Genomic DNA, 25912 nt, shown 5'->3' with positions numbered 1-25912 from the left:
GGACGAGGTGGGGGAGCTGACCGAGGCCGAGCGGGCGCGGCTGGAGCACCTGCGGTACCTGCAGACCGAGCAGTCCGGCTACACGATGATCCAGATCACCCGGCCGCAGACGCTGGCGCACGGGCTGCACGACTCCCCGGTCGGGCAGTTGGCCTGGATCGTGGAGAAGTTCAAGGAGTGGACCGATCCCGCCGCCGAACTGCCCGAGGACGCGGTGGACCGGGATCTGTTGCTGACCAACGTGATGCTGTACTGGCTGACCGGCACGGCCGGGTCCTCGGCCAACAGCTACTACGAGACCGCGCATGCCGGAGCCTGGGGCGCGAGTGCGCGTTCCACGGTGCCGACCGGGGTCGCGGTGTTCCCTCTGGATGTGTCGATCCGGCGCACTGTCGAGCTCGAACACACCGTCGTGCACTGGTCCGAGTTCGGCCGCGGCGGCCACTTCGCCGCCATGGAGGCCCCGGACCTGCTCGTCGACGACGTCCGGGAGTTCTTCAGCAAGCTGCGCTGAAACCGCCGCGGCGGTGTTCGGTGCTCGGGTCCAGCCAACGACGGGGATCGGCAGCGGCTCCTGGCCCGCGGCACCGCCTGTGACGGTCACCAACTCTTGTCGCCGATCTCCTGTGGATCATCCCGTTGTGCCGTCTGGTGCTGATAGGCCGCAGTACGTCGGGGCGGCTCAGACCATTGCGGCTGCCGGGGTCCACAGTTCGTCGACGGCGCGCTCGGCCTCGGCCAGGCTCTGCTCGGCCAGCGGGATCAGTTCCGCCATGGCGGGGGTGGTGTGGGCGAGGGTGAGCTGGGCGGTGATGAAGCGTGGTTCCAGACCTGTCGACGCCAAGGCGTGCGGAAGCCACGGTTCCGCGTGGTCCCAACCGTGGCGGGGGGTGCCTTCGGTGTAGCCCCCACCACGGCTGGCGAGTACGACGAACTCGCGGCCGCCGAGCAGGGGAGCGTGGGTCTCGGCATCGATGGACAGTCCGGGCGCGATGAGGTGGTCCACCCAGGCCTTGACGCTGCTGGGTGCGCCGAAGTTGTACAGCGGAAGTCCCAGCAGGACCGTGTCCGCCGACTTGATCTCGTCGACCAGCTCCTCGGTGAGTGCCCACGAGGCGGCCTGGGCCGGGGTGTGTTGCTCCGCGGGCATTAGCCGGGCCGGGCCGGTAGTCGCGTCGAGATGCGGGACGGGATTGCTGCCCAGGTCCCGATAGGTGACGGTGCCCCGGGGATGCGCGTCGCGCCAGAGGTCCGCGGCGCGCGCGGAGAGCTTGCGACTGACGGACCGGTCACCCTGGATGCTCGAGTCGATGTGCAGGAGGTGCACCGCTCATGCCCCCTTCATAGATGGTTTGTGTAGCACAAATCATTTATAGCACATCGGTTGGTGGTGTCGGCGGGTAGACTTGGGCTATGGGTTCCCTGCCCGTGGTCAACCAGCCGGTCGAGCATCGCTCCGGTGCGCTGCTCGACCATCTCGCGCGTCGCGTGCGGGTGCGTTCTGAGGCGGTGCTGGCACCGCTGGGCCTGCGGCCGCGTCATCTTGTGGCGCTGACGGTGCTGCGGAGTCGCGGCGACTGCACCCAGCAGTCCCTCGCCGCCACGCTGGAGATGGACGGGACCAATGTCGTCGGCCTGCTCAACGAGCTGGAGGCCGAGAACCTGATCGAACGGCGACGCTCGCCCGAGGATCGGCGCCGGCACCTGGTCGAGCTCACCGACGCCGGCGCGAAACAGCTCGAGAAGGCCGAATCCGCGCTCGCGGCGATCGAGGACGAGGTGCTCGGCGCACTCGACGAGAGCCAGCGCGAAACGCTCCACACCCTCCTTCTGCAGGCGGCCCGTGGAGGGGAGACGAGCTGCCCCACGGACATCGACGCCTAGGTGTCGGACGGGGTCCTGGGGCCGTTGACCTGGATGTCGCGCATCCGCCCGGTTCGGTCCGCGGTCAGCGCCGCCGGCAGCGCGGCCTCCCCGACCTGCTCCCCGCGAGTCGGTCGTCAGTGGCACCGAGCGTGCACGGCCGGCTCACGAAGAAGCAGTCCTGTTCTTTCCGGCGGCGTCAGCCGTCATGGCTTCGCGTTGTTCCGCCCGTGTCGGCGGTGCCCGCGTCAGCCGCGAGCGGCGAGGTGTAGGCAGACGCCGACGGTGATCATGAGGAAGCCGATCACGACCAGGACCGCGACCGCGGTGAGGGCGCCGATCGTCAGCAGGACCGCGCCCGTCAGGTCCACCGCGAGGCGGGCGGCCGTGCGTTGCCGGTTGCGTCCCGGCGCCTCGTAGTTGCGGAGCATCCGCGTCAACGCCGGATCCGACTCCTCGAACCACTGCTCGATGGCTCTGAGCTGCCTGTCTTCGTGGTGGCTGAGCATGGCGACTCCACGCACGCGATTGGTGGCCGGGGCACGCCCGCCCGAGCCGGTTCCCGCTGCATACCCCTACGCCCACAACGGAAACCAGGCCGGACCATGATTTTTCCGGCGAACCCGAGCCGGCGCTCTAGCCGAGATAGCCGAGCCGGCGGCTGATCTCGTCCGCGCCGTGGATCAGGGCCGGGGCCTGCTCGTGCATCAGCGACTCCGTCAGCCGGTAGGCCGGGCCCGACGCGCTCACCGCCGCGAACACCTTGCCGTCGTGACCGCGGATGGGCGCCGCGATCGCGTTGAGGCCGATCTCGTACTCCTCGACGGCCACCGCGTAGCCCCGCTCGTGCACGGCGGCCAGGTCCGCCGTCAGCTGCTTGCGCGTCGTCGCCGTGTGCGGGGTGAACCGCTCCATCCCGTGCGACAGCAGCTCCGTGCGGCGCTTCTCGCTGCGGTAGGCCAGCAGCACCTTGCCGCTCGACGTCGCGTGCAGTGGCGTGAGCCGGCCGACCCAGTTGTGCGCGGTCACCGCCGACGGGCCGCGCACCTGGTCCAGGTTCACCGCGTAGTGCGCCTCGCCGACCGCGATGTTCACCGTCTCGCCCAGCTCGCGCGCGAGGCGCTCGCACACCGGGCGGCTGTGCCGCGTCACGTCCATGCCCCCGGACACCGCCCCGGCGAGGCGCACGATGCCGAACCCCAGCCGGTACTTCCCCCGGTCCTCCGCCTGCTCGACCAGGCCCCGCGTCTCGAGCGCGTTGAGCAGCCGGAACGCCGTCGACTTGTGCACCTCGATCTCGGCCGCGACCTCGCTGACGCCCGCCTCGCCCTGCCGCGCCAGGATCTCCAGGACGCTGATCGCCCGGTCGACCGACTGAACCCCGGTGCCGGCCTCCTTGTTGCTCATGGCGAAACTATATGCGTTGTCGCGAACGCTTAGTTCCTTGTCCGGCTTCGGGACGGGAGTTACTCTCGACAGCGACGCCATTGCGTATGACGAATCGAGTTGGGCTATGCGCAACGTCGACTGGCTGCGGAACGTCCGCTACGAGGTCATTCCCACGAACACGATCGAGGACCGGGTGGTCGAGTCGGTGCCGCTCGACGTCACCATCACGGTCACCGCGTCGCCCACCAAGGGCCTCGGCCCCACGCTCGACCTCGCCGAGCGGCTCGCGAAGCGCGGCTACCGGGTCGTGCCGCACGTGTCCGCGCGCCTGGTCGTCGACGAGGTGCACCTGAAGGAGATCGTCGACAGGCTCGTCACGGCCGGCATCGACGACGTGTTCGTCCCGGCCGGCGACGCCGACCCGCCCGCCGGGCGCTACGACGGCGCGCTCCCGCTGCTGGCCGAGCTCACCGCGCTCGGCCGCCCCTTCCGGCACGTCGGCATCACCGGCTACCCGCAGAGCCACCCGGCCATCGACGACGACATCGTCGTGCAGTCCATGTGGGACAAGCGGACGCACGCCACCTACATCGTGTCGAACCTGTGCTTCGACGCGAAGGTGCTCGCCGCGTGGGTCCGGCGGGTGCGGCGGCGCGGGGTCGACCTGCCGATCCGGATCGGCCTGGCCGGGCCGGTGGAGCGGACGAAGCTGCTGTCGATGGCGGGCAAGATCGGGGTCGCGGAGTCGGCGCGGTTCCTCGGCAGGCACCTGGCCTGGTTCGCCCGGCTGGCCACCTCCTACTCGCCGGAGAGGCTGCTCACCAGGGCCGGCGCCGAACTGTCCACTCCGGACCTGGCGGTGGCCGGGCTGCACGTGTTCACGTTCAACCAGGTGGCCGAGACCGAACGGTGGCGGGCCGAGCTGCTCAACTCCTGAGCGGAGCTTGCGGAGCGAGTCATGTCACGAGCAAGGCCAGCTCCCGTTCCAGGCCGATGTCCCCGACCGGCACGACCTCCAGTGGCAGCCCCAGCACCGCGGCGGCCTCGGCGGCCTGCGCGCGCAGCGCGTCGGTCGGCCGCTGCGCCAGCCAGACCACCCGGCGGTAGTGCCGGAAGTAGTCCTCGCGCAGCGACGGGTACCGGTCGAGCCCGAGCTCGGCGACGACCGTGCGGCGGAACGAGCGGACCAGGAAGTCGGTGAGCACGTAGGTGCCCGGCTCTGCCTCAAACAGAGCCCGCATGCGGCCCACGCCGGCGAACACGTCGTAGCAGTGGGCACCGCCGAGCCGCGCCACGCCACGGCGGGCGCACACCTCGTCCAGCGCGCCGTAGGTACCGCAGTCGGCGAACGCCACGGCCACCCGGCGGTAGCCGCCGAGCGTGTCGAGCGCGTCCTCGACGGCGGCCGCGATCCGCGCGGGATGGTTGTGCAGCAACGGGGGCAGCGGGTGGACGTGCACCGGCCAGCCCCGGCGCGCGGCGATGTCACCGACGTGCGACGCGAGCGCGCCGCACGCCACGACGGCCACCGGGTCAGGCCGGGAAGGCGAGCTGCTCGATGAACCGGTCATTGAAGTCCGGGCGGTCGGAGAGCTCGACATAGCGCACCTCCTCAAGCAACGCCTGGGCGCCGACCCGCTCGCGCATCGACAGCAACGCCATCTTCGCGCCCTCGCCCGCCACGTTGCCCGCGCTGACGATCCGCAGCACGGAGATGTCGGGCACCAGCCCGATCCGCACCGCGTTGGCCGGCGACAGGTACGAGCCGAACGACCCGGCCAGCAGCACCTGCTGGATGTCGCTCTCGGCCACGCCGAGCTCCTCGACGAGCAGCCGCCACCCGGTGCCGATGGCGGCCTTGGCGAACTGCAGCTCCCGCACGTCGCGCTGGGACAGGTACACCGACGTCGCCGGGTCTGCCTCGCGCCGGTGCAGGACGAACACCCGCTCGCCGGCCACCTCGCACAACCGGTCGGCGAGGCCGGGGAACTTCTCCCGCGCCGCGTCCTCGGCCATCAGCCGGCCCGAGGAGTCCAGCAGGCCGATGGCCACCAGCTCGGCCACCGCGTCCACCAGGCCCGAGCCGCAGAGCCCCAGCGGCTCGGCGTCGCCGATCACCTGCAGCCGCACGTCCTCCTGGTCGATCTTGACGACCTCGATCGCGCCCTCGGCCGCACGCATCCCGCAGCGGATGGCCGCGCCCTCGAACGCCGGCCCGGCCGGGGCGGCGGTCGCCAGCAGCCGCGAGCCGTCGCCGAGCACGATCTCGCAGTTGGTGCCGACGTCGACGAACAGCCGCAAGCGCTTGTCCCGGTCCATTCCGGACGCGAGCATCCCGGCCACGATGTCGCCGCCGACGTACGCGCCGAGCGCGGGGAACGTGTACGCGGGCGCGCCCGGGTGCACCGGCACGCCCAGGTCCGCGGCCAGCACCCGGGGGAGGGTCCGGGTCGCCATGACGAACGGCGCCACGCCGAGCGGCTCGGGGTCGATGCCGAGCGCGAGCTGGGTCATCGTGGCGTTGCCGGCGAGCGCGATCTCGTACACCCGCAACGGGTCGACGCCGGCCTCCGCGCAGACCTCGGCGGCCAGTGTGGACAGTGTCTCGTGGGCCCGCGCGGTGAGCCGGCCGAGTGCTTCGGGGTCGAGCATGGTGGCGCTGATCCGGGTGATGACGTCCGCGCCGAACGGCTGCTGCGCGTTCAGCATCGAGGCCACCGCCGACGGGGTGCCGGTGGACAGGTCGAGCAGGGTGGCGACCACCGTGGTGGTGCCGAGATCGAACGCGATGCCGTAGCGTTCGCCGCTGGTGTCACCCGGCTCGACGTCGACCAGCCGGTCGTCGACCACCACCGCGGTGACGGTGAAGTCGTTGTCCCGCAACGCCTTCGGCAGGCCGCGGACCGCGCGCAGGTCCACCGACAGCGACAGGTCGTCCAGCGCGGCGAGCAGGCGCTCCATATCGGACTGCTGGTCGGCCAGCGACGGCTCGGCCAGCGTCACGCACCGCTTCTGCACCGCGGGCCGCAGGATCACCTGCCGGCCGACGCCGACCATCGCCGCCTTCGGCCGGGTGAGCATCGGCGGCACCTCGACCGCGAGATCCGACGTGGCCCGCGCGAGGCACGCGAGCCGCCAGCCGTCGGCGAGCTCGGCGGGGGAGAAGGCCCGTGGGTCCGATGTGGACACCTCGACGGGGCCGTCGACCCGCACCCGACACTTGCGGCAGGTGCCGTGCCCGCCGCAGGTCGAGTCGATGGCGATGCCGTGCCAGCTGGCCGCGTCGAACACGGTCACCCCGGCGGGCACCCGGACCTCGCGATCGTTGGGCGTGAACGAGATCCGGACGCGGTCGGTCATGGCGCTCCGGTCTCGGCGGCGGCACGCAGCTTGGCCCGGTGCGCCGCGATCCAGTTGGCGCCCCAGTCGTCGTTGCCCAGCAACAGGTCCGCCGCCTTCACCGCCTCGACCATCACCGGTGAGCGGGCGTCCATGATCGCCGAGGTGAGCCCGCAGCGCATGGCCATCGGCAGGAACGTCGCACCCAGCACCGTGCGGTTCGGCATGCCGAAGGAGACGTTGCCGGCGCCGAGGGTCATGTTGACGCCGAACTCCTCGCGGATGAGCGCGATCGTGTCGAGCGTCTTGTGCACAAGGGTGGTGTCCGCGCCGATCGGCATGGCGAGCGGGTCGATCACGATGTCGGCGAGGGGGATGTCGTACTTCCCGCACGCGATGTCGATGATCTTGCGGGTGATCTCGAGCCGCTTGTGCGGGTCGTCCGGGATCTCGTCCTCCTCGTTGGGCAGCGCGATGACCGCGGCCCCGTACCGGCGCACCAGCGGGAGGATCTCGTCGAGCCGCTCCTGCTCGCCGGTCACCGAGTTCACCAGCGGCTTGCCCTGGTAGACCTCCAGCGCCGCCTCGAGCGCGCCGACCACCGAGGAGTCGATGACCAGCGGCAGGTCGGTGAGCCCCTGCACCAGCTTGATGGCCGCACACAGCAGCTCGGCCTCGTCGGTGAGCGGCACACCCATGTTGATGTCGAGCACCATCGCGCCGCCGGCGAGCTGCTCGGCCACGTCGACCTCGATGCGGGACAGGTCGCCGGCCCGCAGCTTCTCCTGGAACCTCGACCGGCCGGTCGGGTTGATCCGCTCGCCGATGACGCAGAACGGCTCGTCGGGTCCGATCGTGACGGTCTTGGTGGCCGAGGACAGAACGGTCTGCATGAGCGCCCCTCAGACGGCGGCCGCGGCGCGGCGCAGGCGGATGAGCTCCTTGGCGCGCTTGACCGCGGCGGACGCGTCGGCGGCGTACCCGTCGGCACCCACCGCGTCCGCGTACTCCTGGGTGACCGGCGCGCCGCCGACCAGCACGATCACCTTGTCCCGCAGGCCCGCCTTCACCAGCGCGTTGATGTTGGCCTTGAACATCGGCATCGTGGTGGTGAGGAACGCGGAGAAGCCGACCACGTCCGGCTTGTGCTCCTCGATGGCCTTCACGAACTTCTCCGGCGCCACCTGCACGCCGAGGTCGATCACGTGGAAGCCGGCGCCCTCCAGCATGATGTTGACCAGGTTCTTGCCGATGTCGTGCACGTCGCCCTTGACCGTGCCCATCAGGAACGTGCCGACGGTCTCCGCGCCGGTCTCGGCGAGCAGCGGGCGCAGGACGTTGAGCGCGCCGCTCATGGCCTTGCCGGCGATCAGCATCTCGGGCACGAAGAAGTCGCCGCGCTCGAACCGGGCGCCGACCTCCTCCAGCGACGGGATGAGCGCGTCGAACAGCATCGTCTCGGGTGACATGCCTTGGTCGAGGCCGAGGTTGGTCAGCTCCAGCACGCGGGGCGCGTTGCCGACGAGGGTCTCGTCGTACAAGGCCTTGAGGATCTCGTCAGGGGTCACGGCGTGGCCTTTCCTGGTCGGTAACCGAGCTGTCGGGAGATGGCCCGGGTCTCGGCGGCGAGCTGCTCCCCGATGCGGGCCGCGCCGGTCTTGGTGATGCGGGTGGTCGGGCCGGAGACCGAGACCGAGGCGACGACCGAGCCGTCGCGGGCGTGCACGGGTGCGGCGATCGCGACGAGCCCTTCCTCGAGCTCCTCCCACGCGAGCGCCCAGCCCCGCCGGGCGGTCTCGACGAGGTCGGTCTCGAGCTGGCGGCGGGACAGCGGTTTGCCGCGGGGCGGCGGCGGCAGCTCCCCGTCGGGCAGCGGCATCGCGCGGTAGGCGTAGAACACCTTGCCCAGCGCGGAGCAGTGCGGCGGCACGGACACGTCGAGCCAGTTCGTGGCGCCGATCAGGTAGTCGGAGTCGACCTGGGCGATCTGCACGACCTCCTCACCGCGCGGCACGGCGAGGTTGACGGTCTCCCCGGTCCGCTCCCCGATGTCGTCGAGCGTCGCCTGGGACACGTCGAGCAGGTCCTGCGTGGTGTCGTGCTGGGTGGCATAGATCGCGAACAGCGGGCCGGGGCGGAACGAGCCGGCCCGGTCGCGGCGGACCAGCCGGTTGCGCTCGAGCGCCTGCAGGAGCCGCGACGTCGTCGACTTCGCGAGGCCGAGCTCGTCCACCAGTGAGGTGAAGGTGCGAGGTTCGCCCGATTCCACGACGAGCGCCAGCAATGCCGCGGCTCGGTCCACCGCCTGGCTGCCCGCCGGCACCGTCAAGGTGTGCACTCCGTTCGTCCACTTCGTCCGCAGAGTTTCATAATATGGAACCACGGTTCCATAACACGAGCGTAGGATTCGGCGCGGCCGACCGTCAAGGGAGAGCGATGTTCCGTAACCAGCTGCCTCGCTACGAGATCCTGTCCGCGGACGCGATGGAGGTCCTCGACTCCGGCTGGCGCCGGATCGTGTCCGAGATCGGCGTGGAGTTCCTGTCCGACCGGGCGCTGGAGCTGTTCCGCAAGGCGGGGCAGCAGGTCGAGGACAACAACGTCCGGTTCGACCCCGACTTCCTGCTCGAACAGGTCAAGCTCGCGCCGCACGAGTTCGACGTGCAGGCCCGCAACCCGGCCAACAACGTCCACATCGGCGGCGACGACATGGTGTTCGGCGGCGTCTACGGTCCGCCGTTCGTGCGGGAGGGCGCGGTTCGCCGGGACGCGTCGATGGCCGACTTCGAGAACTTCGCCAAGCTGGCGCAGAGCTTCCCCGTGCTCGACTCGGCGGGCGGGGTGATCTGCGAGCCGAACGACACGCCGCTGGACTCGCGGCACCTCGACATGACCTACGCGCTGCAGACGCTCACCGACAAGTTCTACATGGGCAACGTGGTGTCCGCGGTGAACGCCGCCGACACCCTCCGGATGACCGAGATCCTCTTCGGCGGCCGCGAGGCGATCGAGAAGACGCCGGCCACGATCTCGCTCATCAACTGCAACTCGCCGCTGCGCTGGGACGACCGGATGCTGGAGGCGCAGTTCGAGTACACCTTGGCCAACCAGCCGGTGGTGCTCACGCCGTTCCTGCTGATGGGGGCGATGTCGCCGGTGTCCATCCCGGCCACGCTGGCCCAGCAGATGGCCGAGGCGCTGTCCGGGATCGCGCTGTCGCAGCTGATCCGGCCGGGCGCGCCGGTGATCTTCGGGTCGTTCCTGTCCAACATCGACATGCAGTCCGGCTCGCCGTGCTTCGGCACCCCGGAGTCCGCGGTGGGCCTGCTGTGCACCGGGCAGATCGCGCGCCGGTTCGGCCTGCCGGTCCGCTCCGGCGGCGGCCTGACCTCGAGCCAGGTGGCCGACGCGCAGGCCTCCTACGAGGGCCTGATGACGATGCTGCCGACGTTCCTCGCGGGCATCAACTGGGTGATGCACAGCGCGGGCTGGCTCGAGGGCGGCCTGGTGGCGTCGTATGAGAAGTTCGTGATCGACGTGCAGGTGCTGGAGATGCTGCAGCAGGAGTTCCGGCCGCTCGAGATCACCGAGGAGTCGCTGGCGTTCGACGCGCACGCCGAGGTCGGCCACGGCGGGCACTTCCTCGGCGCGGCGCACACCCTGGAGCGGTTCCGGACCTGCTTCTACCGGCCGTTCCTGTCCAGCTCGGAGAACTACGAGCGCTGGATGCGGGGCGGCGCGCGGGACACCGCGGCCCGGGCGGCCGAGATCGCGCAGAAGAAGCTGGCCGACTACGAGCAGCCGCCGCTGGACGACGCGATCCGTGCGGAGCTGGCCGAGTACGTCACCCGCCGGCGTCGCGAGCTGGGGGACTGAGTGAGCGGCCCACTCAGCAACGAGCGGAGCGAGCCGGTGTCACAGCACCCGGACTTCCTGTGGCGCAATCCCTCGCCGAAGTGGTCCTACGACGTGGTGATCGTCGGCGCGGGCGGGCACGGGCTCGCCACCGCGTACTACCTCGCGCGCAACCACGGCATCACCAACGTGGCCGTGCTCGAGAAGGGCTGGCTCGCCGGCGGGAACATGGCGCGCAACACCACGATCATCCGCTCCAACTACCTCTGGGACGAGAGCGCGGCGATCTACGAGCACGCGATGACGTTGTGGGAGGGGCTGTCCGAGGAGCTCGACTACGACATCCTGTTCAGCCAGCGCGGTGTGCTCAACCTCGCGCACACGCTCGGCGATGTCCGCGAGGGTGTGCGCCGGGTCAACGCCAACCGGCTCAACGGGGTCGACGCCGAGTGGCTGTCGCCGGAGCAGGTCAAGGAGTTCTGCCCCATCGTCAACACCTCGCCGGACGTCCGCTACCCGGTGCTCGGCGCCACGCTGCAGCCCCGCGGTGGGATCGCCAAGCACGACCACGTCGCGTGGGCGTTCGCGCGGGCCGCGGACCGGCTCGGCGTCGACCTCGTCCAGGGCTGCGAGGTCACCGGGTTCGTGCGGGACGGTGACCGGGTCGTCGGGGTCGAGACGTCCCGCGGGCCGATCCGGGCGGGGACCGTGGCGCTCGCGTCCGCCGGCCACTCGTCGGTGCTCGCCGCGCTCGCGGGGCTGCGGCTGCCGATCCAGAGCCACCCGTTGCAGGCGCTGGTCTCCGAGCTGCTCGAGCCCGTGCACCCGTGCGTCGTGATGTCCAACCACGTGCACGTCTACGTCAGCCAGGCCCACAAGGGCGAGCTGGTGATGGGTGCGGGCATCGACCCGTTCAACTCCTACGGCCAGCGCGGCTCGGTACACGTCATCGAGCGCCAGCTGGCCGCCGCGCTGGAGCTGTTCCCGATCTTCGGCCACGCGCACGTGCTGCGGACCTGGGGCGGCATCGTGGACGTCTCGCCGGACGCGTCGCCGATCATCGGGCCCACCCCGCTGGCGAACCTCTACGTCAACTGCGGGTGGGGCACCGGCGGGTTCAAGGCCACCCCGGCGTCGGGCTGGGTGTACGCGCACACGATCGCCACCGGCGAGCCGCACGAGCTGAACAGACCGTTCGGTTTGGACCGGTTCACCACGGGCGCGCTGATCGACGAGCACGGCGCCGCCGCCGTCGCGCACTGAGGGGGTTCTCCTTGCTGCTGATTCGCTGTCCCTGGTGCGGCGACCGGGACGAGGTGGAGTTCTCCTACGGCGGGGCGGCGGGGGTCGCCTACCCGGCCGACCCGGACGGCTTGTCCGATGTGGAGTGGGGCGAGTACGTGTTCGTCCGGGACAACCCGAAGGGCCCGTTCGCCGAGCGCTGGGTGCACTCGGCCGGCTGCCGGCGCTGGTTCGACGCGGTGCGGGACACGGTGACCCACGAGTTCGGCGGCCGGTCATGAGGCGTGCGGACGGCGGGCGGATCGACCGGTCGGCGCCGCTGCGGTTCACCGTCGACGGCGTGTCCTACACGGGATACCGGGGCGACACGGTGGCGTCCGCGTTGCTGGCGAACGGGGTCCGCCGGGTCGGCGACAGCGGCTATCTCGGCCGGCCGCGGGGGATCGTCGACGCCGGGGTGGCCGAGCCCAACGCGCTGCTCCAGGTCGGGCCCTCGCCGATGCGGCCGGCCACCACGGTCGAGCTCCACGACGGGCTCGTGGCCGAGACGCTGTCCGGGCGCGGCCGGCTGGTCGAGCCGAACGCGGGGGAGTACGACAAGTCCCACCAGCACTGCGACGTGCTCGTGGTCGGCGCCGGACCGGCTGGGCTCGCGGCAGCACTCGAGGCGGGGCGGTCCGGCGCGCGGGTGATCCTGGCCGACGAGCAGCCCGAGCTCGGCGGCTCGCTGCTGTCCACTCCGGACCGCTGGCCGTGGCTCGCGGAGGTGACCGCCGAGCTGGCCGGGCTCGAGGAGACCCGGGTGCTCACCCGGGCCACGGTGTTCGGCTACTACGACCACAACTACCTCACGATCGCCGAGCGGCGCCCCGGCGGCGGCCGGCTGTGGCACGTGCGGGCCGGCCGGGTGGTGCTCGCGACCGGCGCGCACGAGCGGCCGCTGGTGTTCGCCGACAACGACCGCCCGGGCGTGCTGCTCGCCGGCGCGGTGCGTACCTACCTCAACCGGTACGCCGTGCGGCCGGGCTCGCGTGCGGTCGTCTGCACCACCAACGACAGCGCCTACGCGACCGCGCTCGACCTGCTCGCGTCCGGTGTGGACGTGCTGCTCGCCGACACCCGGGCCGGGTCGTCGCTGGCCGACCGGGTCCTGGCCGCGGGCGGCGAGGTGCGGCACGGTACCGCGGTCGTCGGCACCGACGGCGACCCGGAGGTCACCGCCGCGCACCTCGCCGACCCGGCCGGTGGCGGTCCGATCGAGACGGTCCACTGTGATCTCGTCGCCGTCTCGGGCGGCTGGAACCCGGTGGTGCACCTGCACAGCCAGGCCGGTGGCACGGTTCGCTACGACGAGTCGCTGGCCGCGTTCGTCCCCGACCGGAGTCTCCAGGCGAACGTCTCCGTCGGCTCGGCCGCCGGCGAGCTCGACCCCAACCAGCCACTGTGGACGATCCCCGCGCCGGACGGCGCCTGGGACACGCACTTCGTCGACCTCCAGCGCGACGCCACGGTGGCCGACGTGCTGCGCGCCACCGGCGCGGGCCTGCGCTCGGCCGAGCACGTCAAGCGGTACACGACCATCGGCACCGCGCACGACCAGGGCAAGACCGCCGGGGTGAACGCGCTCGGCGTCATCGCCGAGGCGCTCGGCGCCGGCACTCCGGGCCCCACCACGTTCCGCCCGCCGTACACACCCGTGCCGTTCGCGATGCTCGCCGGCCGCGACCGCGGCGAGCTGCACGACCCCGTCCGGGTGACGCCGATCCACTCCTGGCACGTCGAGCACGGCGCGGAGTTCGAGAACGTCGGCCAGTGGAAGCGGCCGTGGTTCTACCCGCGCGACGGCGAGGACCCGGCCGCGGCGGTGCTGCGCGAGTGCCGCGCGGCCCGCGAAGGTGTCGGGGTACAGGACGCCTCCACGCTCGGCAAGATCGAGATCGTCGGGCCGGACGCCGCCGAGTTCCTCAACCGCATGTACACCAACGCCTTCGCCAAGCTCCCGGTCGGCTCGGGGCGCTACGGCATGCTGTGCACCGCCGACGGCATGGTGTTCGACGACGGCGTGGTGCTGCGCCTGGCCGAGGACCACTTCCTCGCCACGACCACCACCGGCAACGCGGCCGCGGTGCTCGACTGGTTCGAGGAGTGGCTGCAGACCGAGTGGCCGGACCTGCGCGTGCACCTCACGTCGGTCACCGAGCAGTGGGCCACCATCGCGGTCGTCGGCCCACTGTCCAGAAAGGTCGTCGCCGCGCTGGCGCCGAGCGCCGTGGACCTGAGCTTCATGACGTTCCTCGACACCACGCTGGCCGACGGCGTGCCGGCGCGGATCGCGCGGATCAGCTTCTCCGGCGAGCTGGCGTTCGAGGTCAACGTCGCGAGCTGGTACGGGCTCGCGGTGTGGCGGGCGGTGCTCGCGGCGGGGGAGGAGCACGGGATCACCCCGTACGGCACCGAGACCATGCACGTGCTGCGGGCGGAGAAGGGCTACCCGATCGTCGGCCAGGACACCGACGGCACGGTCACCCCGATCGACCTCGGCATGGACTGGATCGTCTCCAAGCGCAAGCAGTTCGTCGGCCGTCGCTCGTTGCGGCGCCCGGACACCGCGCGCCCGGACCGCAAGCACCTCGTCGGCCTGCTGCCGGTGGACCCCGACGCGTTGTTGCCCGAGGGCGCGCAGCTGGTCGCGCCCGGGGTGCCGCTCGACCCGCCGGTGCCGATGCTCGGGCATGTCACGTCCAGCTACCGCAGCGCCGCGCTCGGTCGCACGTTCGCGCTGGCGCTGCTGCGCGGTGGCCGGGACCGGCTCGGCCAGGTCGTGCACGCGCCGCTGGGCGACCGCACGATCGCCGCCACCGTCGTCGAGCCCGTGCTCTACGACCCGGAGGGAACCCGCCGTGACGGCTGACCCGCGCCGCAGCCCACTCGCCGGCGTGTCCGGCGTGCGGGAGCTCCCGTTCCGCACGATGGTGAACGTCCGCACGTCGGCGGCCGAGCTGCTCGGCGTGCCGCTGCCCGGCCCGAACCGGGTGGCCGAGGCGGGTTCCCGCGCGATCCTGTGGCTGGGTCCGGACGAGTGGCTCGTCGTCGGCCCGCCCGATGACGGGGTCGCGGCGGAGCTGGTCGCGGAGTCCGTTGTGGACGTGTCGGCCAACCGCACGACGATCGAGCTGTCCGGCCCGCACGCCCGCGCGGTGCTGGCGAAGGGCATGTCCGTCGACCTGCACCCGCGGGTGTTCGGGCCTGGCCGGTGCGCGCAGACGATGCTGGCCAGGGCGCAGGTGATCCTGCGTCAGGTCGACGCGGAGCCGACCTACCATGTGCTGGTACGAGGGTCGTTCGCGTCGTACCTGGCACAGTGGCTGGTCGACGCCTCGAGGGAGTTCGCCAAGTGACCATCAGCGTGTTCGACCTGTTCAGCATCGGGATCGGCCCGTCCAGCTCGCACACCGTCGGCCCGATGCGGGCCGCCCGGACGTTCGTGTCGGGGCTGGCTGCCGATGGCAGGCTGGGGTCGGTGGTGTCGGTCCGCGCGGAGCTGTTCGGCTCGCTCGGCGCAACCGGCCACGGGCACGGCAGCCACCGCGCGGTGCTGCTGGGCCTCGCGGGCGAGCAACCCGAGACCGTCGACACCGATGCCGTCGAGGACCGGGTCGACCACGTGCGTGCCACCCGCCGCCTGATGTTGCTGGGCCGCCACGAGATCGCCTTCGACCCCGACGAGGACCTGGTGCTGCACCGGCGAAAGAGCCTCCCGTTCCACCCGAACGGCATGCGGTTCTCCGCTTCCGGCGCCGCTGGCGTGCTCCGCGAGCGGATCTACTATTCGGTGGGCGGCGGCTTCGTCGTCGACGAGGAAGCCCAAGGCGCCGACCGCATCAAGGTCGACGACACCGAGGTCGCCTACCCGTTCCGCACGGGCGCCGAGCTGCTGGCCCACTGCCGCCACACAGGCCTGCCGATCAGCGAGGTGATGCTGGCGGACGAGACCGCGTGGCGCCCCGCGGCTGACGTGCACGCGGGCCTGACCGAGATCTGGGACGTCATGCAGGCCTGCGTCCGCCGCGGCTGCGAGCAGGATGGTGTGCTGCCAGGCGGCCTGAAGGTGCGCCGCCGGGCACGCGAGATGTACGCGAAGCTGTCCACGGACCCGTTCTCGACGGACCCGCTGCGCGTGCTGGACTGGGTGAACCTGTTCGCCCTGGCGGTGAACGAACAGAACGCCTCCGGCGGCCGAGTGGTGACGGCGCCTACCAATGGTGCGGCAGGCATCATCCCCGCGGTGCTGCACTACTACGCGAGGTTCGTGCCGGGCGCGTCCGCGGACGGCGTGACCCGCTTCCTGCTGACGGCGGGCGCGATAGGCGTGATCTACAAGGAGACTGCGTCGATCTCGGGTGCGGAGGTGGGCTGCCAGGGAGAGGTCGGCTCGGCCTGCTCGATGGCGGCGGGCGCGTTGTGCGAGGTGCTGGGCGGGACCCCGGAGCAGGTGGAGAACGCCGCGGAGATCGGGATGGAGCACAACCTGGGCCTGACCTGCGACCCGGTGGGCGGGCTGGTCCAGATCCCCTGCATCGAGCGAAACGCGATGGCCGCGGTGAAGGCGATCAACGCGGCGCGGATGGCCCTGCACGGTGACGGCAACCAGGTGGTGAGCCTGGACAAGGTCATCAAGACCATGCGCGAGACGGGCAGGGACATGAAGGTCAAGTACAAGGAAACAGCCAGGGGCGGCTTGGCCGTCAATGTGATCGAGTGCTGAGCGGGATCGGCGCTCGATCTACCTGAGGCCGGGCTGGTCGGCGGGCGCAGAAGGGCTCGGCCGAGCCCTCCTCGTCAGCGGCGGGCGAACTCGGGAGCGTGCTCAGGCCGGACCCCATACCCGATCGCGTAAGCAGGGATGGCCCGCAACCGAGGGAACCGCTCGAGCAGCCGCATGGGCAAGGGCGGCCGCTCAGCGTTCACGAGGTCGATATCGCCGGCGAGAGCCCGCCGAAGCACCCGAGCATGCAGAAACCGCTGCATCCCTTGCACCACGACAGTAGGCAACCGCCGCCGCGCCTGAACCCGAGCCAGATCGGCAACCGACACGGTGCCACGAAGCAGGGGAGCGGCGAGCAGCCGAGCGGCCGCGACGGCGTCCTGAACGGCGAGATTGATCCCCACCCCACCAATCGGCGACATCGCATGCGCCGCGTCCCCGATACAAAGCAGCCCCGCCCGGTACCACCGCGAGAGCCGATCAAGCCGCACGTCCAGCAACTTGACCTCGTCCCACGAGGCGAGAGCGTCGACCCGGTCGGCGAACCACGGCGCCACCTCGGCGATGCTCGCGACCATGTCCCGCACCGGGCCCTTGCGCTGCTCGGGGTCCGAGCCCTTGCGAATGAGCGTCGCGATCTGCCAGTACGAGCCGCGGTCGAGCAGCACCGCCGCCCGGCTGTGGCTCACCACGCCGACGGCCCCGGCCGGGTCGGTGTCCTCGCGCGGCAGCCGGAACCACCACACGTCCAGCGGCGTCGGGTAGTCCCGCACGGTCAGCGCCGCGCTCCTGCGCAGCGCCGACGTGCGCCCGTCGGCGGCCACCGTGAGGTCGGCCAGGATCCGGCCGGTCTCGCCGTCGCGGGTGCGGTACTCGACGCCGGTGACCCGGCCGTTCTCGGTGACCAGGCCCGTGGCCTCGGTGTTCATCCGCAGCGTGAACGTCGACTCCTGCTTGGCCGCGTCGGCCAGCAGGTCGAGCAGGTCCCACTGCGGCACCAGCGAGACGTAGGGGTGCCGGCTCTTGCGGCTGAGCTGGGTGAAGTCGGCGAACTTGAGCGTGCCGTTGCGGAAGGGCACCTGCGCCTGCTCCAGCCTGCGCTGCGGCAGCTTCGCGAACTGCTCACCCAGGCCCAATTCGTCGAGCAGGTCCATCGTCGACGGGTGCACGGTGTCCCCGCGGAAGTCACGCAGGAAGTCGCCGTGCTTCTCCAGCACCGTCACCTCGACGCCCGCCCGCGCCAGCAGCAGGCCGAGCACAATGCCCGCCGGGCCACCGCCGGCGATGAGACACGTCGTCCGGGTGTCAGTCATCTCGATCCCTCCAGTGCGATCCGAGACAGTGATCCGAGGTAGTGCGATCCGGTCGTGCGAGCCGAGATTTCATCGTGTGTTGAATAAACTCAGCATGCACCCACCCGTCCGATGCGTCAAGCCGCGGGGGCCGCGGATACGCTGGTCGGGTCATGAGTACCGCACACGCACCCGCCGACGTCCGGGCCCGCTTCTCCCCGTCGCCCACCGGAACCCCGCACGTGGGGCTCATCCGCACGCTGCTGTTCAACTGGGCGTTCGCCCGCCACCACGGCGGCAAGCTCGTGTTCCGCATCGAGGACACCGACGCCGCCCGGGACACCGAGGACAGCTACCGCGCGCTGCTCGACGCGCTGCGCTGGCTCAACCTGGACTGGGACGAGGGCCCCGAGGTCGGCGGCCCGCACGAGCCCTACCGGCAGAGCGCGCGCGGCGAGATCTACGCCGACGTCGCCCGCCGCCTGCTCGAGGCCGGCGAGCTGTACGAGTCCTTCTCCAGCAACGAGGAGGTCGAGGCCCGCCGCCGCGCCGCCGGCCAGGACCCCAAGCTGGGCTACGACAACGCCGACCGCGAGCTCACCGACGAGCGCAAGGCCGAGCTGCGCGCCGAGGGCCGCGAGCCGGTGCTGCGGCTGCGCATGCCCGGCGAGGACATCACGTTCACCGACCTCGTCCGCGGCGACATCGCGTTCAAGGTCGGCAGCGTGCCCGACCCGGTGCTCGTGCGTGCCAACGGCGCCCCGCTCTACACGCTCACCAACCCGGTCGACGACGCGCTCATGGGCATCACCCACGTGCTGCGCGGCGAGGACCTGCTGCCGTCCACGCCCCGGCAGATCGCGCTCTACGGCGCCCTGGGGCGCATCGGCGTCACCACGTTCACGCCGAGTTTCGGGCACCTGCCGCTGGTGCGCGGCGAGGGCAACAAGAAGCTGTCCAAGCGTGACCCCGAGTCCAACCTGTTCCACTACCGCGACCGCGGCTTCCTGCCCGAGGGCCTGCTCAACTACCTCGCGCTGCTCGGCTGGGCCATCGCCGAGGACCGGGACGTCTTCACCATGGCGGAGATGGTCGAGGCGTTCGACATCTCCCGGGTCAGCGCCAACCCGGCCCGGTTCGACCTCAAGAAGGCCGAGGCGATCAACGCCGAGCACATTCGGCGGCTTTCCGAGCCCGATTTCGTGGCGCGTGTCATTCCTTATCTGACTGCCGCGAAAATACTGCCGGAAAACCCGTCCGACGATCAGCTGCGCACGCTCACCGCAATTGCGCCGCTGGTTCGCGAACGGGTCACCGTGCTGTCCGACGCGGCCGAGATGGTGCGATTCCTGTTCGTGCCCGATGACGGGTTCGCCACGGACCCCGACGCCGCCGCCAAGGTGCTCGGCGAGGCCGCCGACCCGGTGCTCGACGCGAGCATCGCGGCCCTCGAGGGCGTGCCGGAGTGGACCACCGAGGCGATCGAGGCGGCCCTCAGGGCCGCGCTGATCGACGGGCTCGGCCTCAAGCCCCGCAAGGCGTTCGCGCCCGTTCGGGTGGCCGCGACCGGCCGGACGGTGTCGCCGCCGCTGTACGAGTCGCTGGAGCTGCTCGGCCGCGAGCGGTCACTCAGCAGATTGCGTCTGGCACGAAGCTGACACACCCGTAACGACACGCTGACAAGAAGCGATACAGCCTAATCGGGTTTCACTGGAGGCGTCGTCACTTAATCGTGTCAGTAGAGCGACAATCACCTCGTTAGCCGAATCGGAAACGGCCGCCTACCGCCTAGCCTCGCCTGATGACCTTTGGGCTCGTGCCATTTCCCGCGGAAGCCGCCGCGGCCGAACGCCGGTCGCACCGCGCCGGCTCCGACGGTTGGGAGCACGAGCACCGGCCCACGCCGATCCGCGCGGTCTGCCTCGACATCGACGACACGCTCGTCGACTTCACCAGCACCGCGCGGCAGGCGCTGTGCGACCTCATCGGCCGCGACGACATGTGGCCGCGGTGGCAGCGCACCACCGACGAGCACGTGGCCCGGGTGGTGGCCGGTGAGCTGGCCTACGAGGCCATGCACCGGGAGCGCACGAAGGCGTTCTTCGCCGACCTCGGTGCGCTCCTGGACGACGACCTCGTCGCCGACCTCGAGCGGCGCCGGTGCACCCAGCTGTCGGCCGGCTGGCGGCTGTTCGACGACACCGTCCCGTGCCTGGACTGGCTGCGTGCGGCCGGTCTGAAGCTCGCCGCCGTGACCAATGCCTCGGGCTCCCACCAGCGGGTGAAGCTCGAGCGCCTCGGCATCAGCCGCTTCTTCGACACGGTCCTCATCGCCGGCGAGCTGGGCGCGGCCAAACCCGATCCGGTGATCTTTCACACGGCCTGCGCCCGCATGGGCGTGCCGGTCGACGCCACCATGCACGTCGGCGACCTCCTCGACGCGGACGCCATCGGCGCCCGCGACGCGGGCCTGCACGGCGTGTGGCTCGACCGCGCCCCGGCGCCCACCGGGCACGCCGTCGAGACCGTCGCCGGCGTGCAGACCATCGGGACCCTCGCCGACCTGCCGGAGCTGCTGGTGACCGAGTACCGGACGCCTGACCTGTCCGAGCCGGACCCTGCGGACGGGGATCCGATTTCCGGTGCCGACGGGCTGTGGTCTAACATCTCTTCCCGGCACTAGAGGCAGTGAGCCGAGGCTCCAAGATCCACGGTGCCGGTGGGGTATGGTGTAATCGGCAGCACGACTGATTCTGGTTCAGTTAGTCTAGGTTCGAGTCCTGGTACCCCAGCAGAGCGAACAAATCTTCACTGATACAGTTCCCTCTGATCGACCGAGGCCCCGTCGTCTAGCGGCCTAGGACGCCGCCCTCTCAAGGCGGTAGCGCGGGTTCAAATCCCGTCGGGGCTACAACACTCACGGTGGCGTTGACGCAGGTCAGCGCCACCGTGTTTGGTTTCTGCGGCAACCGCGAGCGGTCACCCGACGGGGCCGCGTGGAATGCCTCGCGGATTGAACTCGACTCACCCCGTCGATAGCGCGACGTACAGCGGCGATGACGTACAGCGGCGATATGGAGGCTTCCGGGGGGAGCTTCTCAGGGGAGTGGGCGATCGCGCCCTACCTGTCGTTCGCGTGGATATATATCGAGAAGCTGAGCAGTGGGTGACGACGGAACGAGCCGCGTCCGGCCGGTTCCCGGCTGGAACCGGCCGGGCGCGGGACTGGTCAGCGGACGACGTCGTAGACGAGCTTCTGGATTCCGTTGCCGTAGGACTCGCTCTCGATGACCTTGAGGCTCTGCTTGTCCTTGTCGGCGTCGCTGAACAGGCGCTTGCCCGCGCCGAGCAGGACCGGGAAGACCAGCAGGTGGTAGCGGTCGATCAGGCCGGCGTCGGACAGGTTGCGGTTCAGGGTGGCGCTGCCGTGGACGATGATCGCCCCGCCCTCTGTCTCCTTGAGTGCGGCGACGTCGTCCAGTGACCGGAGAATACTGATCTCGCCCCAGTTGGACACCAGGTCCTGCTCCTGCAGCGTGGTCGACACGACGTACTTCGGCATCGCGTTGTAGCCGGGGAACTCCGTGGTCATGTCCGGCCACACCGGCGAGAATGCCTGGTAGCTGGCGCGGCCCAGCATCATGGCCGAGGCCTCGGCCTGCTCGCGGCCCTTGATCTCGTAGGCGGCCACGTCGAACTCGATGTCCTTGAAGGTCCAGCCCGTGTTGCGGTAGCCCGGTTCTCCGCCGGGCGCCTCCACGACGCCGTCGAGCGAGACGAACGCGGTGGTGATCAGGGTGCGCATGTGGTTGCTCCTCTGGTTGTCTGACGCGCGGTCGTCAGTGCGTCGAACGGGAGCTGCCGAGTGCGACATCTCGCGCAGGGAAATCTCTGCCGCGGTGATCCTGCTCCGCACCGGCCTCGTGCGACACCGCAGCTTCCGGCGATTCGCGGGTGGTCAGACGAACGCGCCCATGCCGGTGATCGCGCGGCCCACGATCAGCGTGTTGATCTCCCTGGTGCCCTCGTAGGAGTAGAGCGCCTCGGCGTCCGCCACGAAGCGGCCGATGTCGTAGTCGAGCACGATGCCGTTGCCGGCCAACAGCTCCCGGGCCCAGCCGACCACCTCGCGCATCCTGGTCGTGCAGTACGCCTTGGCCAGCGCGGAGTGTTCGTCCCGATAGGTCCCGGCGTCCTGGAGCTGGGCCAGGCGCACCGCCATGGCCAGCGACGCCGTCGCGTTGCCGAGCATGCGCACCAGCAGGTCCTGCACGAGCTGGAACTTGGCGATCGGGCGGCCGAACTGCTCGCGTTCCTTGGCGTAGGCCAGCGCGATCTCGTACGCCGCCAGCATCACGCCCACCGACTGCCACGCGACGCCGCTGCGGGTGCGCCGCAGGATGCCCGCGGTGTCCCGGAAGGAGTTGGCGTTCCGCAGCCTGTTGGCCTCCGGCACGGGGCAGTCGGCGAGCGTGATGTCCGCGTTCTGCACCGACCGCAACGCGATCTTGTTCTCGATCTTGGTCGCGGTGAGGCCCGGGGTGTCCTTCTCCACCACGAAACCCTTGACCTGCCCGTCGTCCGCGTCGCGGGCCCAGACCACCACCAGGTCGGCGAACGTGCCGTTGCCGATCCACCGCTTGGCCCCGTTGAGCACCCAGCCGTCGCCCGCGCGCCGGGCGGTGGTCCGCATGCCGCCGGCGACGTCCGACCCACCCTGCGGCTCGGTGAGCGCGAACGCGCCGAGCAGGTCCATCCGGCTCATCGGCGGCAGCCACCGCTCGCGCTGCTCGGGCGAGCCGCACGCCATGATGCTGCCCATGGCGAGGCCCGTGTGCACGCCGAAGAACGTGGCCATCGACGCGTCGGTGTGCGCCATCTCCAGCGCGAGAAACCCGCTGAGCAGGCTGCTCGGCTTCGGGCCGGACTCCTCGGGGTAGGCCCGGCCGGCGATGCCCAGCTCGGCGTAGCCCTTCACCAGCTCGATGGGGAACTCCGCGCGGGCCCAGTAGTCGTTGGCGATCGGCGCGACCTCGGTGCGCAGGAACTCCCGCACCCGGGCGAGGATCGCCCGCTCGTCGTCGGACAGCAACTCCTCGAAGGCGTAGAAGTCGCCGGTCAGCAGGTCTGGCATGGGTTCCACGTCCTCACTTTCGTGGCCGCTTCTCGGCGTTCGCGAGCGCGGACAGCACGGCGTTCTGCTTGACGTCCCGGAGGGCGGCGAGCTCGGCGTAGGCGGCGCCGTAGGCCCGGTCGGCCTCGTCGGCGAGGTAGCGGATCGTCTCCTCGTCCAAGTGCGGCTGGCCGAGGTTGCGCCACGCGCGCTCCATCCCCGGCCCCAGGTGGGTGAGCAGCCGGCGCAGTCCGCCGGGGCCGCCGCCGAGGTGGAAGGCCAGGAACGGGCCGACCGCCGCCCACCGCGGGCCGAGGGAGCTGGTGACCACGGCGTCCAGCTCCTCGAGGCTGACCACGCCCTCGCGCACGAGGTGGACGCACTCGCGGAACATCGCCGACTGGAGCCGGTTGGCGACGAAGCCGGGGACGGCCTTGTGCAGCACCACGGGTTTCTTGCCGACCGACCGGTAGAACGCGACCGCGGCCTTGAGGGTCTTGTCCTTGGTCTGGCTGCCGGGGACCACCTCGACCAGCGGGATGACGTGCGGCGGGTTGAACGGATGGCCGATCACCAGCCGCCCCGGGTCGGCCAGCCGCGCGCCGATGTCGTCCGGCAGCAGGCCGGAGGTGGAGGACAGCAGCAGGGCGTCGGCCGGGGCCGCCCGCTCGATCCTGGCGAACAGGTGCTGTTTGACCGCGATGTTCTCCGGCCCGTTCTCCTGGACGACGTCCGCGCCGGACACGGCACGGTCCACGTCGGGCTCGATGATGAGGCGGGCGGCGAGCGCGTCCGGGTCGGCGGACCCGCCGGGCAGGGTCCGGGCGAACTGGCGCACGCCGTCGCGCACCGCCTGCTCGACGTCCGGTCGCGGGTCGTTCACCCGCACCCGCAGACCCGCGGCGAGGAACAGGGTGATCCACCCCAGCCCGATGGTGCCGGCGCCGACCACGACGGCCGTCCGCTGCTCGGGGGCCTTCTTCACCGTGCCTCCTCGAGGTAGTCGTACACCGGTCGCACCGGTGCCAGGGTGAGCTCGGTGACCACGTGGCTGGTGTCGACGACCTCCAGCACGGGCAGGTCGGCCAGCGGCGCGAGCGCGTGCTGGAACAGCTGCAGCCGGCCCGGCCCCGTCCACGCCTGGTGAACCACGAGATCGGTGATCCGGGTGCACACCAGCTCGCACACCCGCGGCCGGGCGTCGTAGCCGGGCACCACCTTGAGCATGTAGTTGGGCAGGGTCAGCTGGCGCTCGGCCGCCTCGAGGTCCGCCGGCCGGTGCTTGTAGCCCATGGTGGCCGTGGCCACGCGCAACGTCCCGACGTCCAGCGTGCCGACGAGCGCGCCCTGGTCGACGTAGAGCCGCGGCGAGCCGATCGTCTTCGGGTAGGCGGACAGCTCCCGGCCGGCCGCGGTGGCCGGGAAGTTGTCCAGGTACATGGCGTGCAGGTACTCGCCCCGCTCGTCGCCGAACCGCACCGGGATGGCCTGGCCGCTCTCGGTGTAGGGGCCGTAGCCCTCGACGTCCCCCATGTGCATGACCTCGAACCGGACCAGCGGCTCGTCGATCTCCAGTGGTTCCGGGACCACGGCGCGCAGCGCGTCGGCATCGGTCCGGTACACCACGTTGAAGTACTCCCGGTTGGTGAACCTGAACCGGCCCAACGGGAACGCCGGCGTGGTCAGCGGGGTCGCGACCTGGCGGACGACCTGATCGGCGCGCATCTCAACGGCCTTCCGCGAGCTCGGCGGCCACCACGCCGGCCGCGGCCAGCTCCTGGATCTCCCGCAGCGGGTGGCCGAGCTCGGCCAGCACCTCGGCGCTGTGCTCACCGGGGCGCGGGGGATGCCGGCGAACGGTGGCGGGGCTGGCGGACAGGCGAACCGGCGGCTGGACGATCCGGTAGGTGCCCTCGGTCGGGTGCTCGGCCTCCCGGATGAGGTTCCCCTCGGTGACGTACGGGTCCTCGGTGACCTTCGTTATGTCCAGCACCGGCGAGAACGGGATGCCGCGCTCGACGCACAGCGCCTCCCAGTCGGCCGTGGTCTTCTCCGGCGCGATCCGCTCGATCAGCTCGTACAGCTCCGCGCGATGCTCGGCGAGCCCGGCCGGCGTGGTGAACCGCGGGTCGCCGGCGAGGTCGGCGCGGCCGGCGGCGGCGAGGAAGTCGTGGATGTTCTTGAGGCTGTAGGGCAGGATGCACGCCCAGCCGTCCTTGGTGCGGACCGCCCGGTGCGTGGGCGTGACCGACCGGCCGAAGCCCATCGGCCCGAGCGGTGGCTCGAAGGTGTAGCCCTCCAGGTGTTCGACGAGGTTGAACGCGAGCAGGGTGTCGGTCATCGGCACCTCGACGAGCTGGCCCCGCCCGGTCCGGTCCCGGCGGTGCAGCGCGGCCAGCGCCGAGTAGACGATGGTGAGCGAGCACAGCTTGTCGCCCAGGATCGTCGGCACGTAGTAGGGCTTGCCGGTGACCCGGCGCATCAGGTCGGCCAACCCGGACGCCGCCTGCACGATCTCGTCGTACGCGGCCCGGTTCGCGAGCGCCGAGTCCGACCGGAATCCCTGCGCGTGGCAGTAGATCAAGCGGGGGAACCGCTCCGCGAGCCGCTCGTAGCCCAGGCCGAGCCGGTCCAGCGCGCCGGAGCGCAGGTTGGTGACCAGGAGGTCGGCGGTGTCCAGCAGCTCGAACAGGATCTCGACGCCCTTCGGGTTCTTCAGGTCGACGGCGAGGCTGCGCTTGTTGCGGTTGACGTTCATCGAGAGCGCGGACATTCCCGGGTGCCGCTGCGGGAACACGTGCCGGGTCGGCTCGCCGCCCGGCGGCTCGACCTTGATCACATCGGCGCCCAGGTCGCCGAGAATCTGGGTTGCGAACGGACCCATCACCACGGTCGACATGTCCACGACCCGGACGCCCTCGAGCGCGCCGGGGGATGCCCCGCCCTCGGTCCTGTCGGCCAGCGCCACGGCCACACCTCCTCCGGAGACAGGTGGCGGTCCCAGAGCGGCTACCCGGGGTCGGCACGTCCAACCGGGGAACGACGTTTTCTTTT

General features: G+C 70.9%; 24 protein-coding genes, 2 tRNA genes and 1 pseudogene. 13 read left to right on the top strand and 14 right to left on the bottom strand.

The features are described 5' to 3' along the window. Positions 1-514: pseudogene (locus tag VGD70_RS24985) on the top strand (epoxide hydrolase); the annotation flags it as partial. 168 nt (positions 515-682) lie between these two features. On the opposite strand, the gene VGD70_RS24980 reads toward VGD70_RS24985, so the two are convergent. After that, positions 683-1327 (bottom strand): FMN-dependent NADH-azoreductase, encoded by a 645-nt coding sequence (locus VGD70_RS24980; protein WP_331085395.1) that lies wholly within the window; start codon positions 1325-1327, stop codon positions 683-685. 86 nt (positions 1328-1413) lie between these two features. Here VGD70_RS24980 and VGD70_RS24975 point away from each other — a divergent pair, with 86 nt between their 5' ends. Further along, a complete protein-coding gene (locus tag VGD70_RS24975) occupies positions 1414-1884 on the top strand; it encodes a MarR family winged helix-turn-helix transcriptional regulator (protein ID WP_331085393.1) in 471 nt (156 codons plus the stop codon). Positions 1885-2111: 227 nt separating this feature from the next. Here VGD70_RS24975 and VGD70_RS24970 read toward each other — a convergent pair whose 3' ends face one another. Together VGD70_RS24970 and VGD70_RS24965 are read right to left on the bottom strand one after the other, a co-directional pair. Continuing rightward, a complete protein-coding gene (locus VGD70_RS24970; RefSeq protein ID WP_331085391.1) occupies positions 2112-2372 on the bottom strand; it encodes a DUF3040 domain-containing protein in 261 nt (86 codons plus the stop codon). Between the two features lie 127 nt (positions 2373-2499). Beyond that, positions 2500-3270, bottom strand: a complete 771-nt coding sequence (locus tag VGD70_RS24965; RefSeq protein ID WP_331085389.1) for an IclR family transcriptional regulator — start codon at positions 3268-3270, stop codon at positions 2500-2502. A gap of 106 nt (positions 3271-3376) precedes the next feature. Between VGD70_RS24965 and VGD70_RS24960 the strand changes: the two genes are divergently transcribed. Next, complete coding sequence (locus tag VGD70_RS24960) at positions 3377-4189, top strand: methylenetetrahydrofolate reductase (RefSeq protein WP_331085387.1); 813 nt, start codon at positions 3377-3379, stop codon at positions 4187-4189. Positions 4190-4208: 19 nt separating this feature from the next. Here the strand turns inward: VGD70_RS24960 and VGD70_RS24955 are convergent, their stop codons facing one another. From VGD70_RS24955 to VGD70_RS24935, 5 genes are read right to left on the bottom strand one after another with little or no spacing between them, the layout of a single operon-like run. Beyond that, complete coding sequence (locus tag VGD70_RS24955) at positions 4209-4781, bottom strand: DUF1638 domain-containing protein (RefSeq protein WP_331085385.1); 573 nt, start codon at positions 4779-4781, stop codon at positions 4209-4211. 4 nt (positions 4782-4785) lie between these two features. Further along, the gene (locus VGD70_RS24950; RefSeq protein ID WP_331085383.1) at positions 4786-6612 is read right to left on the bottom strand and encodes an ASKHA domain-containing protein; all 1827 of its coding nucleotides are present in this window, start codon (positions 6610-6612) and stop codon (positions 4786-4788) included. Further along, a complete protein-coding gene (locus VGD70_RS24945) occupies positions 6609-7484 on the bottom strand; it encodes a dihydropteroate synthase (RefSeq protein ID WP_331085381.1) in 876 nt (291 codons plus the stop codon). Before VGD70_RS24945 ends, VGD70_RS24950 begins: the two co-directional genes overlap by 4 nt. Positions 7485-7493: 9 nt before the next feature. Next, the gene (locus VGD70_RS24940) at positions 7494-8159 is read right to left on the bottom strand and encodes a corrinoid protein (protein WP_331085379.1); all 666 of its coding nucleotides are present in this window, start codon (positions 8157-8159) and stop codon (positions 7494-7496) included. Continuing rightward, positions 8156-8929 (bottom strand): IclR family transcriptional regulator, encoded by a 774-nt coding sequence (locus VGD70_RS24935; protein ID WP_331085377.1) that lies wholly within the window; start codon positions 8927-8929, stop codon positions 8156-8158. The genes VGD70_RS24940 and VGD70_RS24935 overlap by 4 nt, the downstream gene beginning before the upstream one ends. A 98-nt stretch (positions 8930-9027) precedes the next feature. Between VGD70_RS24935 and VGD70_RS24930 the strand changes: the two genes are divergently transcribed. Genes VGD70_RS24930 through VGD70_RS24905 form a run of 6 tightly spaced genes read left to right on the top strand, consistent with a single transcriptional unit; the run spans position 9028 to position 16453 of the window. Continuing rightward, complete coding sequence (locus tag VGD70_RS24930; RefSeq protein ID WP_331085375.1) at positions 9028-10467, top strand: trimethylamine methyltransferase family protein; 1440 nt, start codon at positions 9028-9030, stop codon at positions 10465-10467. 36 nt (positions 10468-10503) lie between these two features. After that, positions 10504-11709: a sarcosine oxidase subunit beta family protein gene (locus VGD70_RS24925; RefSeq protein WP_331085373.1), complete on the top strand. Its 1206-nt coding sequence runs from the start codon at positions 10504-10506 to the stop codon at positions 11707-11709. A gap of 11 nt (positions 11710-11720) precedes the next feature. Next, complete coding sequence (locus VGD70_RS24920) at positions 11721-11969, top strand: sarcosine oxidase subunit delta (protein ID WP_331085371.1); 249 nt, start codon at positions 11721-11723, stop codon at positions 11967-11969. Continuing rightward, positions 11966-14599 (top strand): 2Fe-2S iron-sulfur cluster-binding protein, encoded by a 2634-nt coding sequence (locus VGD70_RS24915; RefSeq protein WP_331085369.1) that lies wholly within the window; start codon positions 11966-11968, stop codon positions 14597-14599. The genes VGD70_RS24920 and VGD70_RS24915 overlap by 4 nt, the downstream gene beginning before the upstream one ends. Further along, positions 14589-15086: a sarcosine oxidase subunit gamma gene (locus VGD70_RS24910; protein WP_331085367.1), complete on the top strand. Its 498-nt coding sequence runs from the start codon at positions 14589-14591 to the stop codon at positions 15084-15086. The genes VGD70_RS24915 and VGD70_RS24910 overlap by 11 nt, the downstream gene beginning before the upstream one ends. Further along, positions 15083-16453, top strand: coding sequence for an L-serine ammonia-lyase (locus tag VGD70_RS24905; RefSeq protein WP_331085365.1), 1371 nt, complete (start codon positions 15083-15085; stop codon positions 16451-16453). The genes VGD70_RS24910 and VGD70_RS24905 overlap by 4 nt, the downstream gene beginning before the upstream one ends. 74 nt (positions 16454-16527) lie before the next feature. Here the strand turns inward: VGD70_RS24905 and VGD70_RS24900 are convergent, their stop codons facing one another. Beyond that, entirely contained in the window at positions 16528-17766 is a 1239-nt protein-coding gene (locus VGD70_RS24900; RefSeq protein ID WP_331085363.1) for an FAD-dependent oxidoreductase, read from the bottom strand. A 152-nt stretch (positions 17767-17918) separates the two neighbouring features. Between VGD70_RS24900 and gltX the strand changes: the two genes are divergently transcribed. From gltX to VGD70_RS24880, 4 genes are all read left to right on the top strand, one after another. Continuing rightward, positions 17919-19403 (top strand): glutamate--tRNA ligase, encoded by a 1485-nt coding sequence (gene gltX / locus VGD70_RS24895; protein ID WP_331085361.1) that lies wholly within the window; start codon positions 17919-17921, stop codon positions 19401-19403. Between the two features lie 143 nt (positions 19404-19546). Continuing rightward, entirely contained in the window at positions 19547-20428 is an 882-nt protein-coding gene (locus VGD70_RS24890) for an HAD family hydrolase (RefSeq protein WP_331085359.1), read from the top strand. 37 nt (positions 20429-20465) lie between these two features. Then, positions 20466-20537: transfer RNA gene (locus VGD70_RS24885), tRNA-Gln, on the top strand. Between the two features lie 46 nt (positions 20538-20583). Then, positions 20584-20656: transfer RNA gene (locus tag VGD70_RS24880), tRNA-Glu, on the top strand. Positions 20657-20974: 318 nt separating this feature from the next. Here the strand turns inward: VGD70_RS24880 and VGD70_RS24875 are convergent. From VGD70_RS24875 to VGD70_RS24855, 5 genes are all read right to left on the bottom strand, one after another. Then, positions 20975-21550: a dihydrofolate reductase family protein gene (locus VGD70_RS24875; protein WP_331085357.1), complete on the bottom strand. Its 576-nt coding sequence runs from the start codon at positions 21548-21550 to the stop codon at positions 20975-20977. Between the two features lie 153 nt (positions 21551-21703). Continuing rightward, a complete protein-coding gene (locus VGD70_RS24870) occupies positions 21704-22879 on the bottom strand; it encodes an acyl-CoA dehydrogenase family protein (RefSeq protein WP_331085355.1) in 1176 nt (391 codons plus the stop codon). Positions 22880-22892: 13 nt separating this feature from the next. Beyond that, positions 22893-23843, bottom strand: a complete 951-nt coding sequence (locus VGD70_RS24865) for a 3-hydroxyacyl-CoA dehydrogenase NAD-binding domain-containing protein (protein ID WP_331085353.1) — start codon at positions 23841-23843, stop codon at positions 22893-22895. After that, positions 23840-24583 carry an acetoacetate decarboxylase gene (locus VGD70_RS24860; RefSeq protein ID WP_331085351.1) on the bottom strand — a complete coding sequence of 248 codons (744 nt, stop codon included), beginning with the start codon at positions 24581-24583 and terminating at the stop codon, positions 23840-23842. The genes VGD70_RS24865 and VGD70_RS24860 overlap by 4 nt, the downstream gene beginning before the upstream one ends. A gap of 1 nt (position 24584) precedes the next feature. Further along, entirely contained in the window at positions 24585-25826 is a 1242-nt protein-coding gene (locus VGD70_RS24855) for a CoA transferase (protein WP_331085349.1), read from the bottom strand. Positions 25827-25912 lie beyond the last annotated feature (86 nt).

It is taken from the genome of Actinophytocola sp. (genome assembly GCF_036402745.1).
Taxonomy (GTDB): Bacteria; Actinomycetota; Actinomycetes; order Mycobacteriales; family Pseudonocardiaceae; genus Actinophytocola.
The sequence above is the reverse complement of the archived record's forward strand: the minus strand, read 5'-3'. Positions and strand labels throughout refer to the sequence as shown.